At 63.6% G+C, this 10,866-nt stretch carries 10 protein-coding genes, 1 other RNA gene and 1 riboswitch; of the genes, 8 read left to right on the top strand and 3 right to left on the bottom strand.

What is annotated here, in order from left to right:
* The first annotated feature begins 416 nt into the window (after positions 1–416).
* The 5 genes from ffs (at position 417) to QZY67_RS10625 (ending at position 4,750) form a co-directional block, all read left to right on the top strand.
* An RNA gene (gene ffs / locus QZY67_RS10645) (signal recognition particle sRNA large type) lies at positions 417–681 on the top strand.
* 100 nt (positions 682–781) lie between these two features.
* Positions 782–2,551 (top strand): DNA polymerase III subunit gamma/tau, encoded by a 1,770-nt coding sequence (gene dnaX, locus QZY67_RS10640; protein WP_295370178.1) that lies wholly within the window; start codon positions 782–784, stop codon positions 2,549–2,551.
* 43 nt (positions 2,552–2,594) lie between these two features.
* Positions 2,595–2,942, top strand: coding sequence for a YbaB/EbfC family nucleoid-associated protein (locus QZY67_RS10635; protein WP_295370175.1), 348 nt, complete (start codon positions 2,595–2,597; stop codon positions 2,940–2,942).
* Between the two features lie 61 nt (positions 2,943–3,003).
* Positions 3,004–3,549, top strand: coding sequence for an FUSC family protein (locus QZY67_RS10630; protein ID WP_294535299.1), 546 nt, complete (start codon positions 3,004–3,006; stop codon positions 3,547–3,549).
* A gap of 70 nt (positions 3,550–3,619) precedes the next feature.
* A complete protein-coding gene (locus QZY67_RS10625; protein ID WP_295370179.1) occupies positions 3,620–4,750 on the top strand; it encodes a DUF362 domain-containing protein in 1,131 nt (376 codons plus the stop codon).
* 239 nt (positions 4,751–4,989) lie between these two features.
* On the opposite strand, the gene QZY67_RS10620 is transcribed toward QZY67_RS10625, so the two are convergent.
* Positions 4,990–6,234, bottom strand: coding sequence for a DNA polymerase IV (locus QZY67_RS10620; protein ID WP_295370172.1), 1,245 nt, complete (start codon positions 6,232–6,234; stop codon positions 4,990–4,992).
* Positions 6,235–6,377: 143 nt separating this feature from the next.
* Positions 6,378–7,085 (bottom strand): ECF transporter S component, encoded by a 708-nt coding sequence (locus QZY67_RS10615; RefSeq protein WP_295370170.1) that lies wholly within the window; start codon positions 7,083–7,085, stop codon positions 6,378–6,380.
* Between the two features lie 95 nt (positions 7,086–7,180).
* Positions 7,181–7,323, bottom strand: a riboswitch (FMN riboswitch).
* A 161-nt stretch (positions 7,324–7,484) separates the two neighbouring features.
* Here QZY67_RS10615 and QZY67_RS10610 point away from each other — a divergent pair.
* Positions 7,485–7,994, top strand: a complete 510-nt coding sequence (locus tag QZY67_RS10610; RefSeq protein WP_295370168.1) for an SLOG family protein — start codon at positions 7,485–7,487, stop codon at positions 7,992–7,994.
* A 21-nt stretch (positions 7,995–8,015) separates the two neighbouring features.
* Complete coding sequence (locus tag QZY67_RS10605) at positions 8,016–8,297, top strand: DUF6506 family protein (protein WP_295370165.1); 282 nt, start codon at positions 8,016–8,018, stop codon at positions 8,295–8,297.
* Between the two features lie 60 nt (positions 8,298–8,357).
* Here the strand turns inward: QZY67_RS10605 and QZY67_RS10600 are convergent, their stop codons facing one another.
* The gene (locus QZY67_RS10600; protein WP_294535312.1) at positions 8,358–9,296 is read right to left on the bottom strand and encodes an alpha/beta hydrolase; all 939 of its coding nucleotides are present in this window, start codon (positions 9,294–9,296) and stop codon (positions 8,358–8,360) included.
* 181 nt (positions 9,297–9,477) lie between these two features.
* On the opposite strand from QZY67_RS10600, the gene pepT reads away from it, so the two are divergent.
* Positions 9,478–10,695 (top strand): peptidase T, encoded by a 1,218-nt coding sequence (pepT, locus tag QZY67_RS10595; protein ID WP_295370162.1) that lies wholly within the window; start codon positions 9,478–9,480, stop codon positions 10,693–10,695.
* Positions 10,696–10,866 lie beyond the last annotated feature (171 nt).

Here is a 10,866-nt window from a genome sequence, read left to right as displayed (position 1 = left end):
GGTATGAAGTTTTAATAAAAGGGGATGCGAACCGAATGGGAGCCATGTGAGCCACCGGCCCAAAAGAGGGGGCATATAACTGGCCCGCGTGCGCTCCCAGCTGAGCTATAGGCCCAAATCAACAGTTCCAAAAGCGGAACAGAAGAATAAAGCAATATGAAATTATAGATATGGCAGAAAACCGAACCCTTTGCGCTCCTAGCTGAGCTATGGGCCCATACAGAGGCTGTTGAACAGCAGTATTCAGCAGACACGCATATTATTATAGCATGGTTTTTCCAAAATGCAAGAAAAAATTTTTCTTCCAAATGAAAAAACTTGAGACGCGGATATTGATTAATGGAGAAAAATGATGTATGATAAACCGGTATCAGCCTTCCGATGACCAGACGGCCTCCGTCCGGCCTGAGGCAAGGCCGCACTAGTCGGGGAGATAGCGGTGCCCTGTACCCGCAATCCGCTACAGCGGGGATGAACCCCGGCCCCCGGATCTCTGCTGTGCCGTCTGCTCCTTATAAGCGGCGATGAGGAATCGGTCCCGCGCAACGGGGCCCCGCGAACCGTGTCAGGCGGGGAACCGAGCAGCACTAAACGGAATGCCCCGTGTGCCGCGGAATTCCCGTTTCCGAGCTGGCTGTAAGGGTTACGGGCATAGCACAGACTTCAAAGGCCGGTGTGCGGCCTTGCCTTTCGCCGGACGCGGAGGGCGGTGCGGAGAGCGAAGCGACTTGGCTCGCTCGCTCTCTTTTTTTTATTCCAAAAAAGCAAGGGGTGTGAGGACATGTATCAGGCGCTCTACCGCAAGTGGCGGCCCAGGAGCTTTGACGACGTGGTGGGCCAGAGCCATATTACCGACACCCTCAAGCGGCAGGTGGCCACCGGACGCCTGTCCCACGCCTACCTCTTCACCGGCACCCGGGGCACCGGCAAGACTACCTGCGCCAAAATTCTGGCCCGGGCGGTGAACTGCGAGCATCCGGTGGACGGCAACCCCTGTAACCAGTGCTCCTCCTGCCTGGGCATTGAGAACGGTTCCATCCTGGACGTGCTGGAGCTGGACGCCGCCTCCAACAACGGCGTGGACCAGGTCCGCGCCCTGCGGGACGAGGCGGTGTACACCCCTGCGGCCGTCCGCAAGCGAGTGTACATTGTGGACGAGGTCCACATGCTGTCCACCGCCGCCTTCAACGCCCTGCTGAAGATTCTGGAGGAGCCTCCGGAGCACCTGATGTTTATTCTGGCCACCACCGAGCTGCACAAGGTGCCGGCCACCATCAAGTCCCGGTGCCAGCAGTTCGCCTTCAAGCGGATTCTGCCCGGGGATATCGCCCGGCGGCTGAGCTATGTGGCGGAGCAGGAGGGCATCGGCCTCACCGCCGAGGGGGCCGCCCTGCTGGCCCGGCTGGCCGACGGCGGCCTGCGGGACGCCCTGTCCCTGCTGGACCAGTGCGTTAACCCCGCGGGCGCCATCGGTGAGGCGGAGGTGCTCTCCGCCCTGGGCCTGGCGGGCAACCTGGAGACCGCCGCCCTGATGGAGCAGATTGCCAAGGGCGAGACGGCCGGAGCCATGGAGACCCTGGCCCGTCTGTACGGCGCCGGGAAGGACGTGGGCAGCCTACTGGGTGAGCTGTCCGCCCTGGCAAGGGACCTGCTCATCCGAAAGACCGCCCCCCAGAGCGGGGCGGCGCTGCTGACAGGAGGGTATGACGAGACCACCCTTCGCCGCCTGGACCGGCTTCTGACCCCGGCCCGGCTGGCGCAGATACTCAGCCAGCTTCAGGCCGTCAGCGCCGATCTGTCCCGCAGCGGCAACCGGCGGACCGACGCGGAGCTGTGCCTTATCCGGCTGTGCGACGAGACTCTGGACCTCAGCCCGGCCGGGCTGAACGCCCGCCTGACCCGGCTGGAGGAGAGGCTGGCAGGGGGAACCGTCCCCGTACAGCCGGCCCAGGGTGTGCCGGTACAGCAGACAGCCGCCCCGGCGGTTCCGCAGCCGGAACAGGAGGCCCCCGCCCGGAGTGAGAACCGGCCGCCCTGGGAGGAGGAGCGTCCTCCCCTGCCTGAGGAGCCGGGGGAGCGGGTGAATCCTGCGGCGGAGGTGGAGCCCGCCGCCCCGGCGGTCCAGCTCCGGCAGAGCGCGCCGGCCCGGCCCGGCCCGGCGCAGGAGGCTCCAGCAGCGCGGCAGACTGCCCCGGCGGGGGACTTCTGGCCTGAGCTGGCGGCCTCGCTGAAGGGCCGCATCCCCATGGGGGAGTACACCTTCCTGGCCAACCCCGCCATGGTGCAGGGCAGGGCGGAGGGAAATATGCTCACCCTGTACGCCGAGAGCGACTTCACCCGGTCCATGATCAACAAGCCGGGCATCCTCAGCGTGGTGGCCCAGGCGGCCTCCGCCCGGCTGGGGGGACAGATGCGGGTGACGGTGACGGTGGGGCAGGCCCCGCCTGCGGCCTCCGCTCCGGCGGCCCCGGCGGCAGACCCTCCGGCCCACGACAAGCTGGACGACCTGCTGGCCTTTGGGCAGCAGTTTGACAACATCATTATCAAATGACAGGCTCCGCCCTGAGGCGGGCGGACTGAAAGGAGAATGAACCATGGCAAAAGGCTTTGGACGCCCCGGGATGGGCGGAATGGGCGGCGGCATCAACATGAACATGATCAAGCAGGCCCAGAAGATGCAGGAGAATATGCAGAAGATGCAGGCTGAGCTGGAGGCCAAGGAGTACAGCGCCCAGGCCGGCGGCGGCGTGGTCTCCGCCACGGTCACCGGCAAGCGGGAGCTGGTGTCCCTGACCATCGACCCTGAGGCGGTGGATCCGGAGGATGTGGAGATGCTCCAGGACATGATCGTGGCCGCCGTGAACGAGGCCATCCGCAGCGCGGAGACCGACATGGCGGACAGTATGCGTCAGATTACCGGCGGGCTGAACCTGCCGTTCTGATCCGAGCCATACGGAGGAGACGGGGGCTGCCCTGTCTCCTCCGCGCAGTTTGGAGGCAACCGTGGACAGAAATAGATTTCCCGGCGTGGGTATGCGCATGGTAAAAACCGCCGTGGCAGTGGTGCTGTGCTACTTTATTTTTCTGCCCTTCTGGCTGAGAACGCCGGTGGGGGAGTACGACCCGCTGAAGGATGTGGGGCCCTTTTACGCCTGCATTGCGGCGATTATCTGCATGCAGAGCTCAGTGGAGCAGTCGGTGCGGCAGGGGGTGTCCCGGGTCATCGGCACCTGCGTCGGCGGAGCGGTGGGGCTGGCCATCCTCTTTGTGGATGACCTGCTGAACCGGCCCATCTTCCTGGGGCTGATGATCGGCCTTGGAATTATCCTCACCATGTGGATCTGCAACCTGATCCGCCGTCCGGCGGCCTGCTCCATCGGCAGCATCTTGGTGTGCGTGGTCATTCTGAACCACGGCGGCCCGGACCGCTATCTGTATACCCTGTTCCGCATCATGGAGACCATCGTGGGAATTGCCGTGGCGGTGGGCATAAACCGGTTTCTGCCGGACCGGCGGGAGGAGCCGGGGGAGAAGGCGGACAAGAAATAGACGGAGCGGGCAGGCGCGGAGCGGGAACCGGAGCCTGCCCATTTTCGGAGAATGCAAAGGAGAGAGCATGATGGAGAAAGCGAAGGTATACTTTACCGACCTGCGCACCAAGCCCGGTCAGAGCCAGCTGACCAAGCTGGAGAAGCTGATCCGCACTGCGGGCATCGGGGACATCGACTTTGAGAAAAAGCTGGTGGCCATCAAGATGCACTTCGGCGAGCCGGGCAACATGGCCTATCTGCGGCCCAACTGGGCCAGGGTGGTGGCCGATGTGGTGAAGGAGCTGGGCGGCATGCCCTTCCTCACCGACTGCAACACCCTGTACCCCGGCCTGCGGAAGAACGCCTACGACCATCTCAACGCCGCCTATGAGAATGGCTTTACCCCCTTCTCCACCGGCTGCCACGTCATCATCGGCGATGGCGTGAAGGGCACCGACGACGTGGCCGTCCCCGTGGTTGGGGGCGAGTACGTGAAGGAGGCCAAGATCGGCCGGGCGGTGATGGACGCCGACGTCTTTATCAGCCTGAGCCACTTCAAGGGCCACGAGGCCACCGGCTTCGGCGGCGCCATCAAGAATATCGGCATGGGCTGCGGCAGCCGGGCGGGCAAGATGGAGCAGCACAACGCCGGCAAGCCGGTGGTGGACGAGGACAAGTGCCGCAAGTGCCGCGCCTGCGCCAGGAGCTGCGGTCAGGACGCCATCTTCTTTGACGGCGCCGGGGGCAAGGCCTGCATCGACCACAACCGCTGCGTGGGCTGCGGACGCTGCCTGGGCGCCTGCAACTTCGACGCCATCTCCAACCCGGAGAGCAACACCAACGCCATCCTGGACTGCAAGATGGCCGAGTATGCCAAGGCGGTGGTGGATGGCCGGCCCAGCTTCCACATCAGCCTGGTCATCGACGTGTCCCCTCTGTGCGACTGCTACGGCGGCAACGACGTGCCCGTGCTGCCCGACCTGGGCATGTTCGCCTCCTTTGACCCGGTGGCCCTGGACCAGGCCTGCGCCGACGCCTGCCTGCGTCAGGCGCCCCTGCCCGGCTCCGAGCTGGAGGAGAAGATGCACGCCCACGGCTTCTGCGACCACCACGACCACTTCAAGAACCTGGAGCCCGACTCCGAGTGGAGGACCTGCCTGGAGCACGCCGAGAAGATCGGCCTGGGTACCCGCGCCTATGAGCTGATCACTGTGAAGTAAAGCGCACGAAACATAAAAATTCCCGTCTGCACATACGGTGTGGACGGGAATTTTTCAGCGTGTCGAAAAACCTCAGTTTAAAAGCACCCGCCTGAACCGGGGCGGGGGAGCGCGAGGGGGCAGCGGCCCGCCTCGCGTGGAATCGAATGCCCCGGAAGCCTTGCTGTGCAAGACTTCCGGTGAGCAGAGCGAGGACTTTTGCGCCGCTGTGCGGCGCGAAAGTAACGGCATTTTTGCGCTCAGTCCACCGGGGGTACGTCGTCCTGGCGCTGTGTGCCGCCCGGCTCCCCCCGGACGGCGGAGGCGAAGGTGATGGCGCCGCCGCCGTACTTGTCCCGGATTTTGTCCATGGTCCGCTCCAGCCGCTCCAGCTTGTCCCGGTGGGGGGCGGCGCCGGCGGCAAAGAGGTCCAGCTGCTCGCCTGCGTCGGCCTCATCCACCAGGTTCTGGCCGGTGACGGTGAGGGCACGGATGGGCAGCTTCAGGTTCCAGGCGTCCAGCAGCAGCTCCAGGGCCGCGCCGGAGATGTCCCGGGACACGTAGGTGGGGGCGGGGAGCCGCTTCTGGCGGCAGATGTCCCGAAAGCTGGGGTCCCGGATGGTGACCTGCACCGTGGTGCACTTGAGGCCGTGCCGCCGCAGCCGGGCGGCCACCTCGTCGGACAGGGCGGACAGCCCGGCGCGCACATCCTCCAGCCCCAGCAGGTTGCGGCGGAAGGTGAGGCCGCTGCCTACCGACTTGGGGGGCGGCAGGTCCCGGGCGGGGATGACCGGCTCGTGCTCCGTCCCGGCGGCGTAGCTGTGCAGGGCGGCGCCCTGCCTGCCCAGAATGGCCACCAGAGCCTGGGGGTCGAACCGGGCCAGGTCCCCGATGGTCTGGACGCCGTAGCCCCGGAGCACCCTGGCCGCCGCGCCGCCCACAAAGAGCAGGTCGGTCACCGGCAGGGGCCAGAGGAGCTGGCGGAAGTTTTCCCGGGTGATGACCGTGGTGGCGTCCGGCTTCTTATAGTCGCTGCCCATCTTGGCAAAGACCTTGTTGAAGGACACCCCCACCGACACGGTCAGTCCGGTCTCCGCCTTCACCGTCTCCCGGATGCGGTCGGCAATGGCCTTTCCGTCCCCGCCCCACAGGTGCATGGAGCCGGTGATGTCCAGCCAGCTCTCATCGATGGAGAAGGGTTCCACCAGGTCGGTGAACCGGTCATAGATGGCGTTGACCATGCGGGAGTACTTCCGGTATTGGTCCCGGTGGGCGGGGAGGAGCACCAGGCCGGGGCACTTCTGCCTGGCCTGCCAGATGGTCTCGGCGGTCTTGACCCCCATGGCCTTGGCGGGCTCGTTCTTGGCCAGGATGATGCCGTGGCGGGAGTCGGGGTCACCGCACACCGCCACCGGCTTTCCGCTCTCCCGCAGCTCAGGCAGGGAGAGCAGCTCCACCGAGGCGTAAAAGCTGTTGAGGTCACAGTGGAGTATGGTCCGGTCCATAGCGCGCCGCCCTCCTTTTTCATGACGCATTGTTCAACAACAGTATAATATCCGGGACGGGAAAAGTCAAACTTACGTTCTATAATTTAACAATAAAAAATGCCCCGTCCGGTCATTTCTCCGGGCGGGGCAGGGAAGAACAATCAGATGATATCGGCCAGGACCAGGCCCAGCAGCACGGCGGTGGCCAGCAGGATAACAGCCACAATGGTAACGCCGATGGTGCGGTGCTTCTGGGCCTGGGCGGAGCTCTCGTGCTGGGGGACCAGGCGGGCCTTCCGCAGGGCGGTGACCACGGGCTTGTAGAGCAGCATGGTGAGGGCGCCGTTCATCAGGGCCTTGACCAGGTTGAAGGGGAGGAAGGCGGTGGGCAGCATGGCCACCACCACATCCCGGGGAACGTCCATGTACAGGGGGGTGATGAGGTAGTTCCACAGCAGCATGATGCCGGTCATGAGGACGCCGCCCACCACCAGGCCGATCACGGCGGCGGAGAGGGTCTGGCGGCGCTTGTAGATGAAGGCGGCGGGGCAGACAAAGGCGATGGTGGACAGCACGTTCATCAGCAGGCCGATGGGGCCGGTCTCACTGACGGTGACCATCTCGATGAGGGAGGTGACCACGGAGATGCACAGGGCGTTGAGGGGGCCGTAGAGGAAGCCGCCGATGGCGATGATCACGTCCTTCATGTCGAAGGTGAGGAACCCGACCACGGTGAGGGGGGCGAAGATGGTCTTGGAGAGATACATGACCACATAGGCGACGGCGCACAGCATGCCGGTGCAGACGACGGTGCGCACGTCCAGCCGGCTGGCGCTGGACTTGGGGAGGGACGAGGACATAACGGACATAAAAAAACACTCCTAATGACAAAGTAACACCTGAAAAGCAATGCCTTTCAGGTGTTAAATACAATCAAAAGGAGGAGGGTGCTTAAATCGCATTAACACATCTTCTTCCATCCAGACTTCGCGCGTTGGAGCTTGTGCGCGTCACTGTCGGTCCCGGAGTCGCACCGGGTCAGCCGCAATGCTGCGGGTCGCGGACTATACCGCCGATCGGGATTTTCACCCTGCCCTGAAGACATTCTCTGTTCAGTTGTTCTAACGCTATTATAGCGCCTGTCAAAAATAATGCAAGGGGTTTTTGAAAAAAGTTTTCGCACTGGTGTTCGAATATCCCGTTGACTTGGGGAGCGGGATATACTAGAATGGACACAACGACAGAAGGGAAGCAATGAGGAGAACGCTATGGAACGAGAGACCACCTGCTGCTTTACCGGCCACCGGCCCGACAAGCTGCCCTGGCGGGACGACGAGTGGGACCCCCGCTGCCTGGCGCTGAAGGAGCGGCTGGCAGCCGCCCTGGAGGAGGCCTATGACAAGGGGATGCGCCACTTTATCTGCGGCATGGCCCGGGGCGCGGACTTCTATTTCTGCGAGGCGGCCCTGGCCCTGCGGGACCGGCGGAGCGGCGTGACTGTGGAGGCCGCCCTGCCCTGCGAGGAGCAGGCCGCCCGCTGGAAGGAGCGGGACAGGAACCGATATTTCAGGCTGGTTGCCCAGTGTGACTACGAGACCATGGTCCAGCACCACTACGACAGGGGCTGTATGCTCCGGCGGGACCGGTACATGGTGGACCGGTCGGCCATGATCATCGCCGTGTACGGCGGCGTGCTGGGCGGCACCATGTACACCCTGTCCTACGCCATGAAAAAGGGCCTGGAGCTGAAGATTCTGGACGTGGACATGCAGGAATAATGGATTGACGGAGGAAACAGCATGAAATACGCCTTTCTTGTCATGGGAGATTACGACTGCCGGAGGGACCGGGCAGAGATTCGGAACGGGTCCACCCGGATTGTCGGCGTGAGCAGCGTGGAGGAGGCCTGCGAGACGGCCCGCGCCCTCCAGGCGGAGGGGGTGGCCTGCATTGAGCTGTGCGGCGCCTTCGGCGAGGCGGGGGCCCGCCGGGTCATTGACGCCACGGGCGGCACCCTGCCCGTGGGCTATGTGGTCCACTTCCCCGAGCAGGACGGGCTGTTCAGGGCCGTGTTCGGCTGACAAGCAAAACACCGGTGCGCCGCCAGTTGAGGCGGCGCGCCGGTGTTTTTGCATGAGGTTTTACTCCGGCATACGGCCCTCCAGCCAGGAGAGCACATCCTGATACACCTCGTCCCGGTTGATTTCATTGAGCATCTCATGCCGCCCGCCGGGGTAGAGCTTCATGGTCACATCCTTGACCCCGGCGTCCTGGAAGAAGCCGTACACCTTCCGCACGCCCTCGCCCATGGCGCCCACCGGATCCTGATCGCCGGAGAAGAGGTAGACGGGGGTGTCCGGGTCCATTTTGGCCAGGTTATCCCGGTCGGCGATGAATTGAAGGCCCTCCATCATGTCCCGGCTCATCCCCGCCGTGGGCAGGAAGGAGCACAGCGGGTCGGCCACATAGGCGTCCACCACGTCGTTGTCCCGGGAGATCCAGTCCGCGCCGGTGCGGTTGGGGGCAAATTTTTTGTTGTACACCCCCAGGGACAGGTCGTTGAAGAACTTGCAGGGGATGTGATAGCCGCGGATGGCGCCGAACATGGCCAGCACACCCTTGCCGAAGGAGACGGTGGCGGCGGACTCCTGGCCGGTGCCTGAGAGGATGCAGCCGTCCAGCGTACCGGGCCAGCGGATCAGATAGGTCCGGGCCACAAAGGAGCCCATGGAGTGGCCCATCAGGAAGTAGGGCACTCCGCCGTACCGCTCCCCGGTCAGCACCCGCAGCATACGCACATCGTCGGTAATATGCTTCCAGCCGTCCTCCTCGGCCAGAAAGCCATACTCCTCCGGCCCGGCGGCGGTGCCGCCGTGGCCCAGGTGGTCGTTGCCCACCACCACAAAGCCATGGTCAGCCATAAAACGGGCAAAGCCGTCATACCGCAGAATATACTCTGAGATGCCGTGGACCAGCTGGAGCACTGCCCGGGGGGCGCCGTTCTCCGGCGTCCACTCGGCGGCGTGGACCTGGTGGATGCCGTCGCTGGAGGGGTAGGTAAATTCCCGCAGATTCGCCATAGAAAATCCACTCCTTTTGTGATAAAATAATAACAACCCTGTGAATCCCGCCGGAGATACGGCGGGCGGGAGAGAAATGTGGTTCTGATACCAGTCTATCCTGAACGGGAACGTTCGTCAATATACAACCCGGGCACACTGTCCGGACAGTGTGCCCGGGTGCAGAAAGGAAGCCTGAAACATGAGCGCAGCAGAACGGTTTCTCCGCTACGTAGCCTATGATACCCAGTCTGATGAAAACAGTACCGCCGTACCCTCCACAGAGAAGCAGAAAATTCTGGGCGCGGCCCTGGCCGCCGAGCTGTCCCAGATGGGGCTCCAGAGCGCCCATATGGACGACCACGGCTATGTGTACGCCTGGCTGCCTGCCACCCCCGGGTGCGAGGGCGTGCCCTGCGTGGGCCTCATCGCCCACATGGACACCTCTCCCGACGCCTCCGGCGCAGGTGTGAAGCCCCGGATTGTGGAGTACCAGGGGGGCGACATTGTCCTCAATGAGGAGCAGGGCATTGTCATGCGGGAGGCGGACTTCGAGAGCCTGGCCCGGTACAAAGGCCAGCGCCTCATTGTCACCGACGGCACCACCCTCCTGGGCGCGGACGACAAGGCGGGCGTGGCGGAGATTCTCACCGCTGTGGAGTATCTGGCGGCCCACCCCGAGGTGAAGCACGGACGCATCGCCGTGGGCATCACCCCCGACGAGGAGGTGGGGCATGGGGCCGACCACTTCGACGTGGAGGGCTTCGGCGCCGCCGTGGCCTACACCGTGGACGGCGGCGAGCTGGGCGAGATTGAGTATGAGAACTTTAACGCCGCCAATGCGGGCGTGTATTTCCACGGCGTGAACATCCACCCCGGCTCCGCCAAGAACAAGATGAGGAACGCCCTGCTGATGGCCATCGAGTTTATGAACATGATGCCCCCTGCCGAGACCCCGGCCCATACCGAGGGCTACGAGGGATTCTACCACCTCAACGCCATGAAGGGCGACGAGACCGAGGCCGAGCTCCACTTCATCATCCGGGACCACGACCGGGAGAAATTTGAGGAGCGGAAGCAGTACCTGGGCCGTGTGGCCGCCTATCTGGAGGGCAAGTACGGCAAGGGCACCGTGGAGCTCTACATGAAGGACTCCTACTATAACATGAAGGAGCAGATCGAGCCCCATATGTACCTCATCCTCCGGGCCCGGGCGGCCATGGAGAAGGCCGGGGTGACGCCTCAGGTGGTGCCCATCCGCGGCGGCACGGACGGCGCGCGGCTGAGCTACATGGGCCTGCCCTGTCCCAACCTGTCCACCGGCGGCGTCAACTTCCACGGCGTCCACGAGTATATCCCCGTGGAGAGCCTGGAGAAGATGGTGGAGGTGCTCATCAACCTGGTGACGGTGGAGGAGTAAAGGCAAACAGAGAGCAGGAGGCCGGGCCCAGACGGGGCCCGGCCTCTTCAGGCTGTCGAAAAAGTGGCGGAAGCCACTTTTTCGAAGGAGCTTCATGAAATTTTCGCCTCGATTTCTGATGAAATTGTCGGCAAAAATTTCATGAGAAGTGTCATTTTCGAGGCGCATGTC

Origin of the sequence: uncultured Pseudoflavonifractor sp. (genome assembly GCA_904419835.1) — a bacterium.
Lineage (GTDB): Bacteria > Bacillota > Clostridia > Oscillospirales > Oscillospiraceae > Pseudoflavonifractor.
This window is presented reverse-complemented; position numbering and strand designations above follow the sequence as displayed.